Here is a 20,232-nt window from a genome sequence, read left to right on the forward strand (position 1 = left end):
ACGGTCACGGAGTCGGGCGAGCCGGAGCAGGTCAAAATCCACCTGGTGCCGCAGATGAGGGGAGATGGGAACGGAGCGAATCGTCTCGAACTCGCTGCGTTCATCCATGAACAGGTAGATGTCCGTGCATCGGCGGTACAATCGTTCCCTCAAGCCTATCGACTGTACACGCCCTTGCGGAAAGTGGTGAGAGAGGCGTGGAAATCGCTGAAGCGTACGTATGTAGCCTTGGGACCAAAGCATCTGCAGGCGTACCTCAATGAGTACACCGTACGCCGACGACTGCGCCTGCCCGGAGTGGAAGAATCGATGTGGCAGAAGTTGTTATACATGGGCGTGGCGATTCCCGCGATCCCTTACCGCCGACTGATCGTGCGCCAACCGGTTCAGCCTCTTGCGGCTGCGTCCTGATCACAGTGCTTGAACGAGGAAAGGTGAGCATGATGTGCGTGGCTTGAACGGTGTGGGTTAGGATGAACGAGGACATCGGAACTCTTCACCTGATCCAATGGGATAATCGTGCAAAGCTTCCGGGCAGCGAGTTCACATGCCTTGCCACGATCGACGGGCGGCTTGACTATCAAGCCTTAACTTTCGTAGCATGAAATCGGCAAACTTGCAAGAAGGGGATTCGAATTCCTTAGAACCCAGCAGCTACAAAGGTTTAATTGGGTGTGCCTGTACAATAGGATGATCGTTGCTGGACCAAAATAAGTCATGTCCGGAGAACTTATAAAGACAAACATTTTTATTCAGGGAACCAGTTATGTTCCTCCCGACCCCAGAGATTTATACGGGAATTTTATACAGATGTTCGAAGCTATAGAACAACTTAGTGGTTCTCTGAATAAGGCTGTGAGTTTTCTTCTGGCTATTTCGAAGTCACAGTTTTTTAATAATGGAAATAAGAGAACTGCCAGGATGGTGGCATTGCATCAGTGTTGCTATGGAGGCTAAAAGATATTGTCCCCGCTAGTAGACAACCAGGAATATCTAAAAATGCTGAGGGATTTTTATGAGTCTGACAGTAATTCCGGATTTGTGGAGTTTTTCAAAGCAAACTTGTTTTCACTGGATGACATAAGGCCTTGATAAGGAAGTGACAGCTTGAAACATTCCATATATGAGCTGGTGGTGACCGATGATTCTCTGCCGTTTGACGTCTCGCTGCACAGCGTGAATTATGTGCCAAGCCACTGGCATAACAGTGTTGAGATTATATTTGTGCTGCGGGGCTCTCTTGAGGCTACGGTTGGTCCCCGAAAATATGCCCTGAAGGAAGGCGATGTGCTGCTGATCAACCAGTGCCATGTGCATGAGGTGATCGGCCTGGATCATAACATTATCGCGACCTTTCTCATTCCTGTCGCCTATTTGCGGGAGCATATCAACCAGCTGGACGGCATTCAGTTCGATTGTTATTCCGGGTCGGCTAGCTCTGATAAAAAGAAGGCGCTCGATCACATCCGGTATCTCCTGGCTGAAATGGTGCAGCTGAAATATAAAAAGGGCGAGGCCTTCAGGCTGGAGATGGAGCACCGGATGCTGGGGGTGTTCTCGACTCTGCTTAAGCAGTTCAGAGGGGCTACGACCAGCGGTGCCATTCAGGAAAAATATATGGAACGTATGCTTCGTATCATTACCTATATCGAGGAGCATTACAACGAGCCGGTATCGCTGCAGGATATTGCGGAGCGGGAGTACCTGTCCGTCCCGTATTTGTCCAAGTTTTTCAGCGAACATATCGGCATGAACTTTCAATCCTATTTGACCAATATACGGCTGAAAAATGCAGTGGAGGATCTGCTGCGGCGCGACGATATTCCCATTGGCGAGATGGCTATGGCCCATGGCTTTCCGAATGTGAAGTCCTTTTATACCGCGTTTAAGAACCGTTACCATATGACCCCGCATGAATATCGGACGCACTACAGGCCTGAGCTGGGGCAACAGGCTCCTGCGGAATCGTCCAATTATCTGGCCTACAATCAATCAAGCGCATTGGGAATTATCAGCCAGTATTTGCGGCGCAGCCAGTCCTTTGCCGAGGAGCCGATTCAGCAGCTGGAGACTTTGTGCCTCACCGTGAACACTGAGGTGGAAGGGAAGCCTCTCAGGCATACCTGGAGGAACCTGATCACGATCGGCAAAGCCCAGGAAGGACTCCATGCCGATGTGCAGGCGCAAATCCGCTATGTGCAGCAGCACTGTCCATTTGAATATATGCGGTTTCACGGCATCTTTGACGATGGCATGATGATCTACAGGGAGGATGGGGAAGGACGGCCGCATTTTAATTTCCGGTTCGTGGACCAGCTGTTCGACTTCATGCTGTCTGTCGGGCTCAAGCCGTTCGTGGAGCTGGGCTTCATGCCTTCCGCGCTCGCAGCCGATCCGGGCAAAACGGTATTTTACCGGGCAAGCTATGTCAGCCCTCCCAAATCCATAGACCGCTGGTGCGAGCTGGTGGACCGCTTCCTGCGCCATTGCATGAACCGGTACGGGGCAGCCGAGGTGGAAAGCTGGAAGTTCGAGTTCTGGAATGAACCGGAATTCAAAATCTTCTGGCCCGCAGGCGAAGAGCAGTATATGGAGCTGTATCTGCGGACCTACGAGACCGTCAAGGCAGTATCGCCGCGCCTGCAGATCGGAGCGCCGGGCCGCATCATTACGCTGCGTTCCACTGATTTTCTTGAACGTTTTTTCGCATTATGCAGAGAGCACGGCTGTGATCCGGATTTTATTCCTGTTCATTTCTATCCCCATGAGGGTATGGAAGAGATGATGGAGCTTGAGAACATGGACCAGCACGACATGCTTGAACCGTTCAAGAAGCTGTTAAAGGAGTTTCAGGGCATTTCGAACAACCCGAATTATTTAAGGGAAATGCTGATTCGTGAACGCGGCCTGCTGGATGAGCTTGGACTGTCTGATCGCGAGATGTACCTTACCGAGTGGAATTCCACAACCTATCACCGTGAGCTGACCAATGATACGTTGTACAAAGCCTCCTATATCGTTAAAAATATTGCTGAAAATCTCGACCGGATCAGCAGCTTTGGTTACTGGGTGCTCAGCGACAATATCGAGGAGACTGCGGCTTCCGCGAGCCTGTTCCATGGCGGACTGGGCTTGCTCGCCCAGTATGGCATCCCCAAGGCGGCCATGTACGGCTACGAAATGCTGAACAAGCTGGGAGACCGCCTGCTTGCGCAGGGTGATGGGTACCTGGTGACGGAGAAGAACGGAAGCTATCAGATTTTAACGTATAATTACTGTCATTTTGATGACCTGTACGCGCTTGGAGATACGTCCTTTGTCGAGGACACCAACCGTTATAACGTATTTAAGGATGAAAAAACACTGAAAATAACGCTGGAGCTGCTCGGTATGCCTTCCGGAAGATATAAAAAAGTGACGCACACGGTCACCCGCCGGCATGGCAGCAGCTTCGACACATGGGTCGAGATGGGCGCTCCCGTTTCCTTGACCGCCGAGGATGCCGCTTTTATCAAAGCCAAATCGCAGCCCATGCGGCAGGTCCAGGAGCTTGAACTGTCAGACGGCAGCCTGATCCATGTGTCCACCCTGGAGCCCCATGCAGTGCAATGCGTACAGCTCACCCCTGTGCACTAGCCCTGTGTCAATTTTTAATGTTCTAACGCCGGGAGGGCGAAGTCGGCCCCCAAGGAAGTTAAAAAATAACCCAAAAGACTGTAAAACGGCGCCTCTCTCTGTGGAGGCGTTTTCATATACAATTGTTTTGTAATCGCTTTCATTCTATATGGGAGGTCATCATCATGGCTGTAAATCAGATTAAAGGCCAGGTTAAGACACCTTTTCGCAGATTAACAACTGGAATTATGCTCGGTTACGGATTGATGATGCTGGCATTGATGACGCCGGCAACACTGCTGCTTACTTTTAAGATGATCGAAATTGATCCTGGCGGATATACCGGGTCCTATGGCCTCGTGGCAGGCGTGGGCGCATTTTTTGCCTTGATCGGAAATCCGATCGGGGGAGCGCTCAGCGACCATACCAATATTTCATTCGGACGGAGACGGATCTGGATTCTCATCGGGTCATTCGTCGGCTGTGCCGCATTGGTGTGGATCGGCATGGCGACAGAGGTATGGCAGATCGTTGCTGGCTGGGCGGTGGCCCAGCTGTTCTTCAACTTCGCCATGGCGGCTTATACCGCCCTGATTCCCGACCAAGTGCAGGAAACGAAACAGGGTACCGTGTCCGGACTGCTGGGACTGATCATTCCGCTGGCCATGTCCATCGGCATGATTCTGATGACATTCATGACGTCTGTTCCTACGTCCGGCAAATGGCTGTTTATGGCCATCGTTGGTTTTGCCGGCCCTCTGGTCAGCATGCTGCTAATCCGGGACGGTAAAGTAGATATCGTTAAGACGGCACAGGCGAAGGTGTCGCTGGGCGAGAAGATCAGCAAAGTGTATCCAAGTCCGCGTAAATTCCCTGAATTCTCATGGGCTGTGGCTTCCAAGTTTCTGCTCATGATGGGATACTGCAGCACGCTGTATTTGACGGTCATGCTGGTGAACCGCATGGGTTATACGGAAGAAATGGCTACGGGAAGCGTGGCAACGATCAACATTATCGGTCTGATATGTTCGGCTGCGACCAGCGTACTGGGCGGCGTACTGTCGGATAAGCTCCGCAAACAAAAGCCGTTCTTGTATGTATCCGCCTTCATTATGGTGATCGGCATTCTGATGTTCGCATTTATTCCGAATGCAGCAGCTTTCATGATTGCCTCGGGCATTATGGGCCTTGGTTATGGCTGCTTCGGTGCGGTGGATACGGCGCTGGTCGCCCGCATTCTGCCCCGCAAGGAGGATGCCGCGAAGGACTTCGGCATCATGAACGTGGCCAATGCGCTGCCGCAATCGATCGTGCCTGCGATTGCGCCGCTGCTGCTGGCAATCGGCAGCTGGCAGTTCTTCTACATCTTCCTGGGCCTCTGCATCATCGGCGGCATGCTGGCAGTCAAGCCGCTGCCTGAAATCGGGCAGGGGAAGCATGAGCAGGCAGGGGCTGATCCCTTGACTGATTCGGCTGTACCGGTTGGGAAGTAAAGCTTACTGCTTACCTTGATTGAACTTGCATCAGTTCGTTATGTCTAGTTTGGCTAGGTAGGCTGGGTGCGTAACGGTTGTGGCAGCGCTTATTCGGACGAAAAAGACAAGGTTTCTTTTCTAACGGTCGTATGCTCGCCAGCAACCGTTACACTTTGTAAGCCCCTGTTTTTGCCCAAATAGCGTCGCTCACAACCGTTAGAATGTTCGCGCTTTTATCCGCACTCGCACCATGTTCCATGGTCAAACACCGATTATCAGGTTGAGCCGAAAACCTACTAAAAAGAGATAAAGGCGAAGGGTCGCCGGGCACCGAACATCGAACATCGAACATCGAACATCGAGCATCGAACAGCCGGTGGCCGTTTCGCCTACATGGAGATTGGAGGAACCCATTATGACCAACAAGCAAACACAATCCGTTGAGGATACGATTCAATATGTGACCAATCCGGGAGGCCCGACTCTGGGATATTCGACAGCTTCCGGAGTTACCATTCTGGAGCAGGACGGGCTGTACTTCAAGGATCTGAACAAGGACGGCACTCTGGATAAATACGAAGACTGGCGGCTTCCTGCCGAAGAGCGGGCCCGGGATCTGGCGTCCAAAATGACGATTGAGCAGATTGCGGGGCTGATGCTGTACAGCCGTCATCAATCCATTCCGGCGGTGAGCCGGGGCTGGTTCGCCAGCACATACAACGGCAAAAGCTATGAGGAAAGCGGAGCCAAGCCCTGGGAGCTGACGGATGAGCAAATTGCATTTCTCGCCAAGGACCATCTGCGGCATATTCTTATAACGACAGTGGAGAGCCCGGAGGTGGCCGCCCGCTGGAGCAATAATGTGCAGGCCTTTGCCGAAGGGACGGGGCTGGGCATTCCGGCAAACAACAGCTCCGATCCGCGCCACGGGTCGGATTCCAGCTCCGAGTTCAACGCAGGCTCAGGCGGCAGAATCTCTATGTGGCCGGAGACGCTCGGACTGGCCGCGACCTTCGATCCAGCCGTGACTGAGCGGTTTGGCGAGATTGCGGCCAAGGAATACCGGGCGCTCGGTATTGCGACAGCGCTCTCCCCGCAGGTGGATATCGCGACTGATCCGCGCTGGTTCCGGTTTAACGGCACCTTTGGCGAGGATCCGCAATTGTCCGCCGATATGGCCCGCGCTTATATCGACGGTTTTCAGACCTCCACGGGAGAGCAGGAGATTAGCGGCGGCTGGGGTTATGACAGCGTCAATGCGATGGTGAAGCACTGGCCAGGGGGCGGATCGGGCGAGGGCGGAAGAGATGCCCATTACGGCTGCGGCAAATATGCCGTTTATCCTGGAAATAACTTTGAGGAGCATCTGATTCCTTTTGTGGACGGGGCATTCAAGCTGTCCGGCGAGACGGGCAAGGCATCGGCTGTGATGCCGTATTATACGATTTCTGTGAATCAGGATACCGTGAACGGCGAGAATGTAGGGAACTCTTATAATAAATACCTGATCAAGGATTTGCTGCGGGACAAATATGGATACGATGGTGTCGTCTGCACGGATTGGCTGATTACGGCGGACGAAACAGATGCACGGGACTCATTCCTCAGCGGCAAGCCATGGGGAGTGGAAGAGCTTAGCGTAGCGGAGCGTCATTACAGGCTGCTGATGGCCGGAGTGGATCAATTCGGCGGCAACAACGAGATGGGACCCGTGCTGGAAGCCTATCAGCTGGGCGTGGCTGAGCATGGCGAAGCTTATATGCGCAGACGTTATGAGAAATCCGCCGTGCGGCTGCTCAAAAATATGTTCAGGCTGGGTTTGTTCGAAAATCCATACCTTGATCCTGAAGCCAGCGCGCGCGTGGTAGGTAATCCGGAGTTTATGGAGGAAGGCTACGAAGCGCAGCTGAAATCGGTGGTCATGCTGAAAAATAAAAACCAATTGCTGCCTGTGCAGCCGAAGAGCACCGTGTATATCCCGAAAATTCTGACACCAGCGGGCAAGGACTGGTTCGGCAATCCGACACCGGAATCGTACGAATATCCGGTGAATATGCAAGTGGCGGCAAAATACTTCAATGTTACGGATAACCCGGATGAGGCTGATTTTGCGCTCGTCTGCATCCGCAGCCCCAAATCGGGAACCGGCTACAGCCAGGAGGATGCCGATCAGGGAGGCAACGGTTATGTGCCGCTGAGCCTGCAATACCGGCCATACACCGCCGAGCATGCGCGCGAAGCGAGCCTTGCCGGCGATGCCCGCGCGCAGGACGTGCTTAACCGATCCTACAAGGGCAAGACAGTTACAGCCCATAATACTGCCGATCTGGACACGGTGCTGGAAACGAAGCGGAAGATGAAAGGCAAACCTGTGGTGGTGTCGCTGCTGCTGTCGAATCCGACGTTGGTGGAGGAATTCGAAGCTGAAGTTGATGCCATCCTTGCTAACTTCGGGGTGCTGGATCAGGCCGTATTTGAGATTCTGACCGGAGCGACAGAGCCTTCAGGCCTGCTGCCGATGCAGATGCCTGCCAACATGAAGACGGTGGAGGAGCAGTTCGAGGACGTGCCGCATGATATGGAATGCCATGTCGATTCGGAGAATCATGTCTACGATTTCGGCTTTGGCCTGAATTGGAACGGTGAGATTGACGATGAACGCACGCGGAAATACAAGAAAGTGCGCGTATGACGGAGAGACTACGTGAAGTTTCGCGTTTGAGAGAAGAGCGAACAAGGCCGTGAAATGAGGTCGCCTCTAAGCAGATTATCTGCTTGAGTGGCGGCCTTGTTCATGTTGTTTTTACAATATCCGCTCGTGTCCCATACCTAAATGTTCGTAGGTGAATAGACTAGACTGACATAACGAAAAGGAGTGAATGGATTGTCTCAAGCCAATTTGCCGAACATTACCCCATCGATTACGATCACAAGAGAAGAATCGATCACATTGATCATTGCCTCGATCGCGATGGAGGAGCTGGGATTAAGTCACATTTTGAATGCCGAGGGGGAGAAGCTTCAATACGTGCTGGGCACCTTGCCTGGAGTATCTCCGTTGAATCCGACCCTCAGCGATTTGTTGGCCGTTAACGAAAGTGTTCGTAAAACCTTGAAGGAAACGGTCAGGAAAGACTGGGTACTGAGCAACAAATTGGAAGCGGCTTTGTGTGCTTCCAAGGATCCAAAAGGCCCCACTGGTCCAACGGGCCCGACAAGCCCGACTGGCCCGACTGGCCCGACCGGCCCAACGGGAACGACTGGCGCGACCGGCCCGACATGCGTAGCAACGTGTGCACCATATCTGTTCGGAGTCGGGGCATTTCAATGTCTTCCAATCGTAAATAATGGTCCAACACCATGTGTACAAGTCACTGGCCCATCGGGACCGACATGTGTTCCAGTAGTTAAAGGCACTTTCATATATAACGATGGTACAAAAATAGGCCATGTTACTGGCTCGCCAAACCCTAACTTTTATCCGTATTGCTTGCCATAAAAATCAACTACACTATCATGCTAACGTCTTACAGAACTCGCAATGTGAGTCTTTCCTGTAATTTCCATTATCAGGACACAAGGCCACCCCTAAGCAGAATCAACTGCTTGAGGGGCGGCCTTGTTTATATTGAATTTTTTCAATATCCACTGGTATCCAAGCCTGCAAGTCCGGAATTGAATAGAATAGACAGACCACAACAGAAGGGGTGAGTGGAATGTCTCAAGCCAATATACCGAACATTACGCCAACGATCACGTTAACAAGAGAGCAATCGATAACCTTGATCATTGCCTCCATTGCGATGGAGGAGCTGGGATTAAGCCATATTTTGAACGCCGAGGGGGAGAAGCTGCAATATGTACTGGGCACCTTGCCTGGAAAGAAATTGCCAGTCCCGCCGACTCTTAGTGATATATTGGCTGTAAACGAAAGCATTCGTAAAACCATAAAGGAAACGATCAGGAAGGATTGGGTGCTGAGCAACAAGCTGCAAGCCGCTTTGTGCTCCGAGTCGAAGAAATGACCGCTTGATCCCGGAAATCAGGTATACATGTATCCGCTTGAGACTTTCACTATACACAAGAGGGACCCACGGGCCATCGGCCCTTTCGGGTCCCTTTTTGCATTTTTGCTAGTGACACACCTACTGATACATAGGTGAATAGACTGGATTATTCCGAACGAAAGGAGTGAATGAGTTGTCCCAGGCCAATTTGCCAAACATTACACCCGCCTTTTCTCTAACAAGAGAAGATGCGATAAACCTGATCATTTCGTCCATCGCCATGGAGGAGCTGGGGTTAAGCCACATTCTGAATGCCGAGGGGGAAAAGCTGCAATACGTACTGGGCACCCTGCCCGGTGTATCTGTCCCAGCCCCGACGCTCAGTGACATTCTGGCTATAAATAACAGTATCCGTAAAACCCTGAAAGAAACAACGAAGAAAGACTGGGTACTCAGCAACAAACTGGAGATGGCTCTGAAGGCTTCCAAGTGCTCAACAGAGGTCCCAGTCACAACAAAGGCGCCAGTCATAACAGAGGTCCCAGTCACAACAAAGGCGCCAGTCATAACAGAGGTCCCAGTCACAACAAAGGCGCCAGTCATAACAGAGGTCCCAGTCACAACAAAGGCGCCAGTCATAACAGAGGTCCCAGTCACAACAAAGGCGCCAGTCATAACAGAGGTTCCAGTCACAACAGAGGTTCCAGTCACAACAGAAGCACCAGCCACAACAGAGCCAACAGTCACAACAGAGGCATCAGTCGCAGCAGAGGCGCCAGTCGGGACAGGAGCGGGAGGAGTGACCGCTGCAGCAGACATAACAGACGCATTGGGCGGGCCATCTTGGATGGTCATGTACCCCGAACCTGTAGGTTTAACATGCATACCGGTCACCCCAGGCGCAACCTTTGTACCTATCGATCTTCCAACAGGTACAACATATTTTCCGATAACTGCAACAGATCAATCTCCAAAAGATCAAGATTGTTTACCAATCGTACTTCCTACAGGCATAACATGTGTACCCTTTATTGTTGAGCCATAAGACCAGATATAACGGTGCCCCCACTTCACCAGATTCCTTCTCCGCAGCAATAAGCCGCTTCTTACAAATTGCCCAGCTTAGGCGGGGATGAATCGCCCTGACTCATCGTATTTCACATTGCACTCACACTCACACATAGGCAAGTGAATAGATTGCATGATCAAAAAAACGAAAGGAGTGGTTGGAATGTCTCAAGCCAATTTGCCCAATATTACCCCGTCATTTACGCTCACCAGAGAAGATGCGATATCTCTGATCATTTCCTCCATCGCCATGGAGGAGCTGGGATTAAGCCACATTCTGAATGCCGAGGGAGAGAAGCTGCAATACGTGTTGGGCACTCTGCCTGGTATATCATCTCCGGTGCCGACGATCAGTGATTTGTTGGCAGTCAATGACAGCATCCTTAAAACCGTTAAGGAAACGACGAATAAAGACTGGGTGTTAAGCAACAAATTGGAGCTGGCCCTGGATGCTCTTAAAGGCATAACTGGCACGACAGGCTCGACAGGCGGCTATAATATCACCCTCACGCACTGGGACCAGGGGATATAACGCCAACAGGCATAACAACCCCCGCCAGGCCATTGGCTAAATGGGAGCTGCATGATCAGCAAGATATTTAAAATGAAAGGAGTGATAGGTTTGTCTCAAGCGAATCTTCCAAACATTACACCAACGATTACAGTATCTATAGACGATGCAATAAATTTAGTGATTTCCTCCATCGCGATGGAGGAATTGGGGTTAAGCCACATACTGAATGCTGAGGGGGAGAAGCTGCAATACGTATTGGGCACTTTGCCTGGTATATCATCTCCGGTGCCGACGATCAGTGATTTGTTGGCAGTCAATGACAGCATCCTTAAAACCCTGAAAGAAACGACGAAGAAAGATTGGGTGCTGAGCAACAAGCTGGAAATGGCCTTGGATGCTTGCCCGGTAGGCCCAACAGGCCCAATAGGTCCAACCGGTCCGACAGGCCCAACGGGCCCGACCAGCCCGACATGCGTAGCAACGTGTGCACCGTTCATACGTGCAGTTGGCTCGCCAATAACATGTGAACCAATCATAAATAATGGTTCAACACAATGTGTATCGCTGCAACTTCCGACAGGTCCAACATGTGTTCCAGTTCCTCCTAAAGGCACTATGATTTTTTTCGACGGAACTGGCATAACATATGTTACTGGCACGCCAGCCCCGGACGTTTATCCATATTGCCTGCCGTAACAACCAACTGTACCATCGTGGTGGTACCTCTTGAAACTCTCCATACGGCGAGTCTTGCCGATAATGCCCACAGGCTGTCCTTAAGCAGAATCATCTGTTTAAGGGCAGCCTTATTTTAGGCATATTTTCTCAAAGTCCGCTAGTACCCACGCCAGAGTAAGTGTAGGCGAATAGATTAGACTATCCACTACGAAAGGAATGAATGGATTGTCTCAAGCGAATCTTCCAAACATTACGCCAACGATCGATATCACAAGAGAAGATGCGATCAACCTGATTATCGCGTCCATCGCGATGGAGGAGTTGGGATTAAGCCATATTTTGAATGCCGAGGGGGAGAAGCTGCAATATGTACTGGGCACCCTGCCGGGTGTATCCGTGCCACCACCGACCCTCAGTGACTTGTTGGCAGTCAATGATAGCATTCGCAAAACCTTGCAAGAAACAACGAAGAAGGATTGGGTGCTGAGCAACAAGCTGGAAATGGCATTGGGGGCTCTCCCGGTAGGCCCAACGGGCCCAACAGGTCCAACAAGCCCGACAGGCCCAACGGGTCCAACATGCCCATCAGGCACCACATGCGTGCCATGTGCACCAGTCATATTTTCATATGGTCCAAACACACTTCCATTGTTGACATGTGTGCCAATTATTGATGGTCCAACACCATGTGTATCCATTGAACTGCCATCAGGAGTAACCTGTATTCCAGTTCCCACAGGATGTGTGCTGGAAATAACCCCAACAGGTGTAACATGTAATAACCAGATCATAATAGATCCGCCGTTCCCAACATGTGCAGAAGTCTGTCTGGGGCCAACTGGTCCAATAATAGGCCCAACAACAGGTCCTGGCCCAATCTAGGAGAAGATGGAGGGAAGTAGGGCAAGTATTTCAAATGCTGGATGAGCGGCTTTGAGGGGCGGAGTCCATCCGCACCTTATTCTTGCAGGTATGGACATGCACGGAGCGTCTCGCAGCATACAAAAAGTAATGCTACAAGTCAGGGACTTTCCCCATAGTCAAAGCCTAGGAAGACTTCACCAGCAGAACGGTCAGCTCGTCCTGTCTGCGCCGCAGCACCTGCGGTGTCCAGGTGGAATTTTGCTCGATGAATATTTTGTTGGCCCGGAACGCATCAATTCTGTTTTTTAAATAGATGGTCTTTTTCTTCTCAAAATCCTGGTTGCTTAGGGCACTGTTCTTCTTCTGGCTGATCAGCACCAGGTTGGCGAGCCGGTTCGTCCAGTATCTCCGGTCCGCTTCGCTGAAATCCTTGACCCATTGGCTGTTTCTGGGCGGATTTTGCGGCAGCACATGCTCCACCGTAATGTACTGATAATTGGATAAATGCACGGTATTGTCTCCCGACAAATATTCGATCTTCAGGAGCAAATACCGGGTATACTGCTTTTTGTAGACATCTCCCTGAATGTTTCTTCTGAACTCCTCCGTGTCAATCCTGAAGAGGGCAGGGCTGCCGAGCAGATCATCCAGACGGCCTTCCGGGGTTTGATCTATAGCTTTCAAAATGTTATTCATAGCCTCCAGCCGGGTGGTGGGCGTCACGCCGCATACCCAGTCGCCGGTGAATTTGTACTCCAGCTTCTTCACAAACTCGCCCAGCCGGCCCAGACCGAATTTGGCATAGTAGTGCATTAACGGAGGCACCCATTCCTCCGAACGGAAGCCGATCTTCATGATCGTCAGCAGGTTCTTGATGCTGTTGTTCAAATGCTCGTTTTGCAGTTCAATGATCTGCTCATAGATGTCGTTGTATTTATTAATAAAATCGAACGTTTCTTTCCCTAGACGGAGCAGGGGGGGCTGCGAAGAGCTCAGGTGATAGATCTTGTCGTTGAATTCCTCCAGCAGATTGGCCCGGGCCTTCTCCTGCACGAGAATGGTTCTCAGGAACTGCAGGAAACGGTCAAAATCGCTTCCGTGTTTGCCTTCAATCTCTTCCCATATCTTCGCATACTTGTTCTTTTCCCTTTCCGTCGGCAAGGCCCCGATATTCTGCGACTTCAGCACATCGGCGTTAGTGAGCGGGATGCCACGGTTATTCAGGATGGTGAACAGCCGGAACGCATCCTCCGTGTTCTCCGTGGAGACATAAATGAAGAGGGCGCGGTTAAAGACAAACTTCAGGAACTCTTCCAGGCTGCCTGTCTGCTTCTGCTTCATGAAAAAGTCACGCATGACCAGGGCGCTGTTCGCCATATTGGAGATCGACAGATTGTCATTGCTGCTGTCCGCGTACAGCTTCAGGGCACCGGTTTGTGTTGTGCCTTCCGGTTTGATGATGAATTCGTGGATAAACCCTTCCACATTATCTCTGATTTTATAAGTAATCCTGGAGCGGGACGGTATATTCTCCAGAATGTTCTCTTCCTGATAAATCTTCTTTTGCAGCGTGCCCTTGAACTGCTGGTTGTTGATAATATCCCGGAGAACAGCCAGCATGATAAAGAGGGTGGTTAGCCGCTGCTGCCCGTCCAAGACCTCGTATTCAGGGAAGCTGCTCATGTTATGTCTTTTTAACACCAGGGTTCCAAGGAAGTAATCCTTATCCGGCTTATGTACAAATGCAAAATACAGATCCTCCAGCAGTTCGATAACATTATCGGTTTTCCACACGTAGGACCGCTGATATTCAGGGATCAGAAACCAGAAATTCTCCGAGAAGACCTTCTGCAGAAATTCTTTGTCCGCTTCGATAGTTCCTGCTGGCATTCTTGTTCACCCTCCTTTGATATGAAATGATCCAGGCCAAGATAAAATCGTAATGGGAAAAACTCCGGTTCAAGAAGGAAATACGATTACCAAGATGGAAAACAAAAACACCCGCTCCAATTCTGCAATCAGCACGGGTGTCGTACAGCTCGTTATTCAATTGTTCCCCTTGAAACGTTCGCCTGGAAATGATCTTCCCGGAGATCCTTGATTATCAACTCTTGCGCAATCACGTCCCAAATGAGATTCTATTTATAAATAGCGACCGCAGCTGAACCTTCATTGAAAACGTTGAGTGTTGCTTTAGTAGAATCGTACCATAGCTTTCCTTATTTAAGAGGAAGTTAAATGTATTGCAGCAGTAATCCCAAGATTCATAGAGTATCGAGATGCGCACTAGCGGGACCATAAACCTATATTAACACAAGGATACATGGGAAAACCATAATATTCAAAAAAATTAATGACGTGTCATGTAAGCGTATTAATTTACAGTAACTGTTTATTTTTACCTGGTGTTTGAGGAAGCGGTTCTTCCTAACTGCTGCTTTAAGAGAAACCTTGCATTGAGCACACCGCTGCCAAATGTATTGGGTTTCATCCCTTTCCGGTGATAGGCATTCTTCTTCAGTAGGGTCTTCACCTGAATCGGAGTCAAATAAGGGCGCTGCTGCAGAACCTGTGCGACAACGCCGGCGACAATGGGCGTAGCCACGCTGGTCCCCGACAGCATGAAGTAGTCCGAGCCGACTCTTCTGCGGGGATTGTTGCGGACAAGCACGGACCCCGGGGCGCGGAGCGAAATAATCCCTTCACCGGGCGCTGAAATATCCGGCTTGGGCATCTTGGAACCGAAAACAGGGCCGCGGCTTGAGAATCTGCATATCCGGTCATCCTTCTGGTCGGTCGTACCACGGTCATCCACGGCTCCGACGGTAATCGCGGACGGGCTGGTTCCGGGACATTCGATACTGCCGGAGTCCGGCCCGCTGTTGCCTGCGGAGACCACCGCCACAAGTCCTGCCCTCACTGCTTTTTCCACTGCCTGCACTACAAGATCGTCTTTAATGGGGGACACCTGCATTTTGCCCAAGGACAAGGAAAGAATGCGCAGATTGTATCGTACCCGGTTCGAGATGCACCACTCAATTCCCTTGATGACGACAGAGTCCAGCGCTTCTCCATGCTCATCCAGCACCTTCACCGCCACAATGCCCGCTTCAGAAGCGGGGCCTTTATATTTCCCGCCGCTGGACCATCCGTTGCCCGCGATCACACCTGTGACATGGGTACCATGACCGTTATCGTCGTAAGGGGCGGATTTTTTATGAATATAATCTTTGAAGGCCACAATCCGGTTCACGGGTCTGGTCAGGTCCGGATGCGGGAATACCCCGGTATCCAGTACGGCGATATTGATGCCTTTTCCGGTGAGTCCCCGGAAGCTTTGCACGGCAGCGGCTCCAATGGACGGAAGCGCCGTATTCAAGCATGCCTTGTTGATGTCATCCAGATAGATCCGATGAACACCCGCCCAGCTGCTGAGCCGCTTCAGGCCACTGACGGAGATTTGAGTGGATAATGCATTGAGCAGAGGCAGGTGGTGCTTGATCGTGAAGGAGTGAGACCCCATATGCTTCTGCAGGGCATGGATCCGGGACGGGGTCACCTTGTGCTTGAAGCAGACAATTACAGGCATCCCGCCGGGCGAGCCCTTGGAGGTATATAGTTTGCGAATCCTGCGTTTCAGAGAGTAGTTGAGTTTGTCAAGCTGCTCCTTCTTGAACATTTCACTCATGGCTATGCTTTCACCTCTTCAAGGCATAGTATGCAGGGATTTCATCCTTGTGCATTTGACTATGTGAAGAATATGAAAGTTTCTTCAAATCATTGGAATAAAACGGCCGAGCCCGAATACATTCTTAGTATAATCTATCAGAGAGGGAATGATTGTATTGAGAAATGTATGCTTGGGGCTTGTTACAGCGGGTGGAATTGAATTTGAGGGCTTGTATTATTCCTGCCCGACGGCGATTTATGAAAACTGGTTCGATATAGCAAGAACGGAAGGTGATTGGAAAATATTGGTGGTGTATAATTCTGCTAACAATACAACTATTGAGGTATTTCACACGCCAAGCGCAAAATGGATTTTGGCCAGAAATATATCCGGCTCCGCCCCGGCGCCAGGGCACGGGGAGCAAGAGCATTTGCATCCAAGCCTGAATGGGCTTGTGAGCACAGGTGAGCTGCAGCAGGCCGCAAAGCAGGACTGACGCGGAGGAAAAAGAGAGAGAGGGGCTTTACCCTCTCTTCCCGGGAATGGGCTTGTCAGCAGCCGCACCCGCAATGGCAGCGGCGGGTGCGGCGGGGAGTTGGGCTTGGCTTCGGACTTGGACAAGCTTTCTTCTTCGTGATGCACTTGCTGTATCTTCTTACCTTAGGCACGTAATAGTATTCTTCATAATAGGATTTGAAATCCGTTTTGTAGATGCATTTCCGTTTGGTCACCAGCTGCTTCTCTCCCGAAGAACATTTCATAACTTCTCACGCCTTTTCAATGGATTGGCTTTCCCTATAACCTATGAACTCCGGGATATCGCAGCAACGGCATGAATCTATTTCTCATATAAATAGACTTATATCTTAATGGCAAAAAGCCGGCCCTTATGCATCGCATAAGAACCGGCTGATCAGATCACTTCCGGAGTGCAGCTGCCTAACAACAACCACAGCCGCAATCGCAACCGCAGTCTCCGCCGCAACCGTCGCCACAACCGCAACCACATTCGCCGCCGCAGCCCCAGGCCTCTTCAGCGACGAGATCCAGCTTGTTGGCCAGCACCGTTTCTTTCTTGCGCACTTCCTTCAGAGTATCACGGATGCTGCGATTGACCGTCATCAGATCGGAAAATGTGGGTTGAAACGGGGGCTTGGAGCCCGGTAAAGTGCCCAGAACGTACTGCAGCTTCTCCGCTTCCGCGTTAATGATATGGCTAAGTCCCAATTCCTCCATGCCGATGGATGCCAGGACCAGATTGATGGCATCACACCGGTCCACAGTGACCGATGGCGTAATATTCGGGATGTTCGCTTGCGACATACTGTATCCCTCCTTAAACTTCTGAGATACCATACAGTATGACAGACGCGGAGGGAGAGTTACTTCCGTCAAGTATTTATTTTTCTTCTTGCGAAGGGGGCGCACTTTCTTCCTCAGGCCCTCCCCATATGAACTCCACCACATTGCTCGGCTGATTGCCGATCAGCAGCCGGCCGTCAACCGCCTCGAAGTGATAATCCAGTACAGAGCTGATATAGAGTTTCTCAATCTCGGATTCCTCATGGATTTCCATCTTGAAGGAGACGTCCAGCAGGTCTCCGACAGGCATATTTCGCAGAATCACCGTGATGACATTCATCGCATCCGTTTCCATCGGGACCTCAATCTCGTTGATGACAAAGCTCCCGGGCACCAGGCGGGCGCACTCCGGCAGGGTGGTCCGGTATTGGACATACATGCAGGTGGTCGAACCGGTATTCGTGATGACTGTGCGGTTGGTGACGATGTCTCCCAGCTTGATTGCGCTATGGTCCGCGGATTGAGCCAGATTCATCACGGCATCCCGAGCCACCACCCGCTGGGCGATCAGGTAGGGATGGGGGGACTCTTCACGGACCCTGGGATACAGCGGTTGATTCTTCAGACCTTTATCCATGGAAAAGGTGTCCATATAGCTTTGGTGCGTATTCCCTTCAAGGACGTGAAGCTCGGAGGCCAGGGAAAGGTCGGTCGTAATTTCCGGAAGCTTCTCCAGCCAAGATTCCCACAGCGGGGTATCAGGTTCCGGCTGTATATGGAGGGAGAGATGACATGGCGGAAGGAACGGGCAGTTGTAGATGACAGGAAGATGCCAGACCAGATCGCCCGAATCCCCGGACTTCGGTGTAACGGCATACACGCAGTCAGAATTCATCTGAACAAAGAACGTGATATCCTTGATATGCACATAACGCCCGGTGGAGCTGTCCCGGAACACGGATTCCAGTTCAACCGTCAATTTATCGCGCTCCGTCACAACCTCAACCGTGGATGTGGGCTCATCGGAATACCAGATCAGAGGAGCCCGAACGATGCAGTAGCTGAGATCTTCAATACGAAGCCACGCACTGTGCCCCTCCGTGTTGGAAATCCATTTCATGCCCAGGCGATCCGCCTTGTCGAATAATTCCATGTACAATCAACCTTTCTATCCGGATTCAAAACTAGTTCATTTTATGTGCAGGAAACATGATAAAGACCACCTTTCCTTGAAGAAGAAAAGGGTGGTCTTTATCCTTGCCATTTATAGGGATTAATTACCCGAAGGGGGAAAAGCGATGCGGTGTAATTCACTCCATAACTCCTGAATCGATGTATTGTTGTCCTCTGCATCAGGATAATGCTGCTTCAAGGCTTGCTGGATTTGTTCGAAGGTTCTTTGCAAGTCCTCTATGACATGATTCTTGGGCGCTTCCAGCGTATTTCCAAGCTCGGGCCGAAGGTCGAACTGATTGGCATAAGCCGAATGCTGCGACTGCATGCCAGTCTCTTCAAACGATTCCATGATCCGTTTCACGGCCTCTTGCTTGGTTTTGGAGAATGACGTGAACAAATCATCATAAGAATGTTTCATATTCTATCCCTCCTCTCTGTCAGGTTTTGCTGCAGTGTATTCAGGGACAAATGTCTCGGTGATTCCTGAAATAAAAAAAAGTGAAATGTCTTGTGAACAGGCATCCTTCCGCAGCATCGCGCTTATAAATATAGGGAAACCGGCAGCGAAGTCTCAGCGCACAAGATTTTGCTTCCAAGCATACTGACAATGCAAGAAAGCGGGGCGATGTTATTCTGATCAGTATCGTGATATTAACCCGGAACCAGTTGGCGCTGACCCAGGCATGCCTTGATAGCATCCGGCGCCACACCCGGGAGCCGTATGAGCTCATCCTCGTCGATAATGGTTCCACCGACGGGACACTGGATTATCTGCGTTCGCAGTCGGATGTGATCCTGATTGAGAACGGGGAGAATAAGGGGTTTGCCAAGGGATGCAATCAAGGATTTGAGCGTTCGAGCGGAGATTACATCATGTTTCTTAACAACGATACGGTGGTTACCGAGAACTGGATGACCCATCTGCTGCGGGCGCTGAATGACGATCCCAGAATCGGTATGGTCGGGCCCGTTACCAACTTTTCCAGCGGCCATCAGCAGATTACGGCGTCGTACAGCAATATGGAGGAACTGGATGAGTTTGCGAAACAGCATGCGGACATCTATGCGGGGATTTATATTGAGGTACGCCGGCTCATCGGCTTCTGCATGCTGACCACAAGGTCTGCGCTGGAGGAGGTCGGTCTGTTCGATGAAATATACGGGCTTGGCAATTATGAGGATGATGACTTAAGCCTGAGGTTTCTTCGGTCCGGTTACGGGCTGCGTGTAGCTCTGGACGCTTTCATCCACCATGTCGGTCATGCCACTACCCGCAAAGAACTCTCCTACAGTGAGATTACACAGCTGATGCGGCAGAACGCGGAGATTGCAAACAGGAAATGGGGCGGCAATATTCATCAGCTCATTTTTAAGCCGGAGATCTCCGTGTCAGCCTGCCTGGTCGTTATGAACGCGGAAGGCATTCTGCGCCAAACCCTTGATTCCTTGACGAATGATGTAGATAAGATCATCGTGGTCGATTTGGGTTCTACGGATTCCAGCAGCGAAATCGCCCAGTCTTATCCCATTGAGTTTTATTCCCTTACGGAAGCAAGCAACAAGATACACACTGCTTATAACGCTTTTGAAAACGTGAAGTCCGAGTATGTGCTGTGGCTGTATCAAGGCGACGTTCTGTCAGATAAAGACATTCGCATTCTGCGTGCGTTGAAGCTGTCGACGGAAGGCGAGCCGGACATGATTACCGTCGATTTCTGTGAGGGTGTGAACAAAAATGAGTATCTGGCGCCGATCGCGCGCCGTTATATGATCAGACGCGAGTTGGCGGCCCGTAAATTGTCGACCATTCTATTCGGCATTACGGTCGAAAAACCATCCTGATCAGAAGAGGAGCGTGGAGTA

At 50.9% G+C, this 20,232-nt stretch carries 22 protein-coding genes; 14 read left to right on the forward strand and 8 right to left on the reverse strand.

The window, feature by feature from the left end:
• The 10 genes from ACI1P2_RS07875 to ACI1P2_RS07920 all read left to right on the forward strand — a co-directional run.
• Window positions 1-411, forward strand: a 411-nt coding sequence (locus ACI1P2_RS07875) for a hypothetical protein (RefSeq protein WP_355318493.1), incomplete at its 5' end; no start/stop codon positions are given.
• Window positions 412-473: 62 nt separating this feature from the next.
• Window positions 474-605 carry a hypothetical protein gene (locus tag ACI1P2_RS07880; RefSeq protein WP_355318495.1) on the forward strand — a complete coding sequence of 44 codons (132 nt, stop codon included), beginning with the start codon at window positions 474-476 and terminating at the stop codon, window positions 603-605.
• Window positions 606-717: 112 nt separating this feature from the next.
• Window positions 718-957: a Fic family protein gene (locus ACI1P2_RS07885; protein ID WP_355318497.1), complete on the forward strand. Its 240-nt coding sequence runs from the start codon at window positions 718-720 to the stop codon at window positions 955-957.
• A gap of 150 nt (window positions 958-1,107) precedes the next feature.
• Complete coding sequence (locus ACI1P2_RS07890) at window positions 1,108-3,636, forward strand: GH39 family glycosyl hydrolase (RefSeq protein ID WP_355318499.1); 2,529 nt, start codon at window positions 1,108-1,110, stop codon at window positions 3,634-3,636.
• 164 nt (window positions 3,637-3,800) lie between these two features.
• On the forward strand, window positions 3,801-5,108 hold the full coding sequence (locus tag ACI1P2_RS07895) for an MFS transporter (protein WP_355318501.1): 1,308 nt from the start codon (window positions 3,801-3,803) through the stop codon (window positions 5,106-5,108).
• Window positions 5,109-5,505: 397 nt separating this feature from the next.
• Window positions 5,506-7,782: a glycoside hydrolase family 3 protein gene (locus tag ACI1P2_RS07900; protein WP_355318503.1), complete on the forward strand. Its 2,277-nt coding sequence runs from the start codon at window positions 5,506-5,508 to the stop codon at window positions 7,780-7,782.
• A 192-nt stretch (window positions 7,783-7,974) separates the two neighbouring features.
• Window positions 7,975-8,589, forward strand: coding sequence for a hypothetical protein (locus ACI1P2_RS07905; protein WP_355318505.1), 615 nt, complete (start codon window positions 7,975-7,977; stop codon window positions 8,587-8,589).
• A 217-nt stretch (window positions 8,590-8,806) separates the two neighbouring features.
• Window positions 8,807-9,115, forward strand: a complete 309-nt coding sequence (locus tag ACI1P2_RS07910) for a hypothetical protein (protein ID WP_355318507.1) — start codon at window positions 8,807-8,809, stop codon at window positions 9,113-9,115.
• 175 nt (window positions 9,116-9,290) lie between these two features.
• Window positions 9,291-10,142 carry a hypothetical protein gene (locus ACI1P2_RS07915; RefSeq protein WP_355318508.1) on the forward strand — a complete coding sequence of 284 codons (852 nt, stop codon included), beginning with the start codon at window positions 9,291-9,293 and terminating at the stop codon, window positions 10,140-10,142.
• 186 nt (window positions 10,143-10,328) lie between these two features.
• On the forward strand, window positions 10,329-10,697 hold the full coding sequence (locus ACI1P2_RS07920; protein WP_355318510.1) for a hypothetical protein: 369 nt from the start codon (window positions 10,329-10,331) through the stop codon (window positions 10,695-10,697).
• Window positions 10,698-10,792: 95 nt separating this feature from the next.
• Here ACI1P2_RS07920 and ACI1P2_RS07925 read toward each other — a convergent pair whose 3' ends face one another.
• Window positions 10,793-11,176 (reverse strand): hypothetical protein, encoded by a 384-nt coding sequence (locus ACI1P2_RS07925; RefSeq protein WP_355318512.1) that lies wholly within the window; start codon window positions 11,174-11,176, stop codon window positions 10,793-10,795.
• A gap of 152 nt (window positions 11,177-11,328) precedes the next feature.
• A complete protein-coding gene (locus tag ACI1P2_RS07930) occupies window positions 11,329-11,469 on the reverse strand; it encodes a hypothetical protein (RefSeq protein ID WP_355318513.1) in 141 nt (46 codons plus the stop codon).
• 104 nt (window positions 11,470-11,573) lie between these two features.
• Here ACI1P2_RS07930 and ACI1P2_RS07935 point away from each other — a divergent pair, with 104 nt between their 5' ends.
• Window positions 11,574-12,239: a hypothetical protein gene (locus tag ACI1P2_RS07935; RefSeq protein WP_408976165.1), complete on the forward strand. Its 666-nt coding sequence runs from the start codon at window positions 11,574-11,576 to the stop codon at window positions 12,237-12,239.
• 165 nt (window positions 12,240-12,404) lie between these two features.
• On the opposite strand, the gene ACI1P2_RS07940 is transcribed toward ACI1P2_RS07935, so the two are convergent.
• Window positions 12,405-14,111, reverse strand: coding sequence for a DUF262 domain-containing protein (locus ACI1P2_RS07940; RefSeq protein ID WP_355318517.1), 1,707 nt, complete (start codon window positions 14,109-14,111; stop codon window positions 12,405-12,407).
• Between the two features lie 52 nt (window positions 14,112-14,163).
• Between ACI1P2_RS07940 and ACI1P2_RS07945 the strand changes: the two genes are divergently transcribed.
• On the forward strand, window positions 14,164-14,322 hold the full coding sequence (locus ACI1P2_RS07945; protein WP_355318519.1) for a hypothetical protein: 159 nt from the start codon (window positions 14,164-14,166) through the stop codon (window positions 14,320-14,322).
• A gap of 297 nt (window positions 14,323-14,619) precedes the next feature.
• Here ACI1P2_RS07945 and ACI1P2_RS07950 read toward each other — a convergent pair whose 3' ends face one another.
• The gene (locus ACI1P2_RS07950; protein WP_355318521.1) at window positions 14,620-15,909 is read right to left on the reverse strand and encodes a S8 family peptidase; all 1,290 of its coding nucleotides are present in this window, start codon (window positions 15,907-15,909) and stop codon (window positions 14,620-14,622) included.
• Window positions 15,910-16,066: 157 nt separating this feature from the next.
• On the opposite strand from ACI1P2_RS07950, the gene ACI1P2_RS07955 reads away from it, so the two are divergent.
• The gene (locus tag ACI1P2_RS07955) at window positions 16,067-16,387 is read left to right on the forward strand and encodes a hypothetical protein (RefSeq protein WP_355318523.1); all 321 of its coding nucleotides are present in this window, start codon (window positions 16,067-16,069) and stop codon (window positions 16,385-16,387) included.
• Window positions 16,388-16,442: 55 nt separating this feature from the next.
• On the opposite strand, the gene ACI1P2_RS07960 is transcribed toward ACI1P2_RS07955, so the two are convergent.
• The 4 genes from ACI1P2_RS07960 to ACI1P2_RS07975 all read right to left on the reverse strand — a co-directional run bounded on the left by ACI1P2_RS07960 (window position 16,443) and on the right by ACI1P2_RS07975 (window position 18,787).
• On the reverse strand, window positions 16,443-16,652 hold the full coding sequence (locus tag ACI1P2_RS07960; protein WP_355318525.1) for a hypothetical protein: 210 nt from the start codon (window positions 16,650-16,652) through the stop codon (window positions 16,443-16,445).
• A 178-nt stretch (window positions 16,653-16,830) separates the two neighbouring features.
• Window positions 16,831-17,214 (reverse strand): hypothetical protein, encoded by a 384-nt coding sequence (locus ACI1P2_RS07965; RefSeq protein ID WP_355318527.1) that lies wholly within the window; start codon window positions 17,212-17,214, stop codon window positions 16,831-16,833.
• Between the two features lie 76 nt (window positions 17,215-17,290).
• Window positions 17,291-18,346, reverse strand: a complete 1,056-nt coding sequence (locus ACI1P2_RS07970) for a hypothetical protein (RefSeq protein ID WP_355318529.1) — start codon at window positions 18,344-18,346, stop codon at window positions 17,291-17,293.
• Between the two features lie 120 nt (window positions 18,347-18,466).
• A complete protein-coding gene (locus tag ACI1P2_RS07975; RefSeq protein WP_355318531.1) occupies window positions 18,467-18,787 on the reverse strand; it encodes a hypothetical protein in 321 nt (106 codons plus the stop codon).
• A 227-nt stretch (window positions 18,788-19,014) separates the two neighbouring features.
• Between ACI1P2_RS07975 and ACI1P2_RS07980 the strand changes: the two genes are divergently transcribed.
• Entirely contained in the window at window positions 19,015-20,211 is a 1,197-nt protein-coding gene (locus tag ACI1P2_RS07980) for a glycosyltransferase family 2 protein (RefSeq protein WP_355318533.1), read from the forward strand.
• Window positions 20,212-20,232 lie beyond the last annotated feature (21 nt).

It is taken from the genome of Paenibacillus jiangxiensis, assembly GCF_046098255.1.
Taxonomy (GTDB): Bacteria; Bacillota; Bacilli; order Paenibacillales; family Paenibacillaceae; genus Paenibacillus; species Paenibacillus jiagnxiensis.

What these genes read in the sequence shown, in the direction of transcription:
- ACI1P2_RS07930 (WP_355318513.1), bottom strand. Translation starts at nt 11,469, where the DNA reads ATGATTCTGCTTAAGGACAGCCTGTGGGCATTATCGGCAAGACTCGCC.
- ACI1P2_RS07935 (WP_408976165.1), top strand. Translation starts at nt 11,574, where the DNA reads ATGAATGGATTGTCTCAAGCGAATCTTCCAAACATTACGCCAACGATC.
- ACI1P2_RS07965 (WP_355318527.1), bottom strand. Translation starts at nt 17,214, where the DNA reads ATGTCGCAAGCGAACATCCCGAATATTACGCCATCGGTCACTGTGGAC.
- ACI1P2_RS07945 (WP_355318519.1), top strand. Translation starts at nt 14,164, where the DNA reads ATGGGAAAAACTCCGGTTCAAGAAGGAAATACGATTACCAAGATGGAA.
- ACI1P2_RS07900 (WP_355318503.1), top strand. Translation starts at nt 5,506, where the DNA reads ATGACCAACAAGCAAACACAATCCGTTGAGGATACGATTCAATATGTG.
- ACI1P2_RS07970 (WP_355318529.1), bottom strand. Translation starts at nt 18,346, where the DNA reads ATGGAATTATTCGACAAGGCGGATCGCCTGGGCATGAAATGGATTTCC.
- ACI1P2_RS07920 (WP_355318510.1), top strand. Translation starts at nt 10,329, where the DNA reads ATGTCTCAAGCCAATTTGCCCAATATTACCCCGTCATTTACGCTCACC.
- ACI1P2_RS07950 (WP_355318521.1), bottom strand. Translation starts at nt 15,909, where the DNA reads ATGAGTGAAATGTTCAAGAAGGAGCAGCTTGACAAACTCAACTACTCT.
- ACI1P2_RS07910 (WP_355318507.1), top strand. Translation starts at nt 8,807, where the DNA reads ATGTCTCAAGCCAATATACCGAACATTACGCCAACGATCACGTTAACA.
- ACI1P2_RS07885 (WP_355318497.1), top strand. Translation starts at nt 718, where the DNA reads ATGTCCGGAGAACTTATAAAGACAAACATTTTTATTCAGGGAACCAGT.
- ACI1P2_RS07940 (WP_355318517.1), bottom strand. Translation starts at nt 14,111, where the DNA reads ATGCCAGCAGGAACTATCGAAGCGGACAAAGAATTTCTGCAGAAGGTC.
- ACI1P2_RS07960 (WP_355318525.1), bottom strand. Translation starts at nt 16,652, where the DNA reads ATGAAATGTTCTTCGGGAGAGAAGCAGCTGGTGACCAAACGGAAATGC.
- ACI1P2_RS07925 (WP_355318512.1), bottom strand. Translation starts at nt 11,176, where the DNA reads ATGAACGGTGCACACGTTGCTACGCATGTCGGGCTGGTCGGGCCCGTT.
- ACI1P2_RS07895 (WP_355318501.1), top strand. Translation starts at nt 3,801, where the DNA reads ATGGCTGTAAATCAGATTAAAGGCCAGGTTAAGACACCTTTTCGCAGA.
- ACI1P2_RS07880 (WP_355318495.1), top strand. Translation starts at nt 474, where the DNA reads ATGAACGAGGACATCGGAACTCTTCACCTGATCCAATGGGATAATCGT.
- ACI1P2_RS07975 (WP_355318531.1), bottom strand. Translation starts at nt 18,787, where the DNA reads ATGAAACATTCTTATGATGATTTGTTCACGTCATTCTCCAAAACCAAG.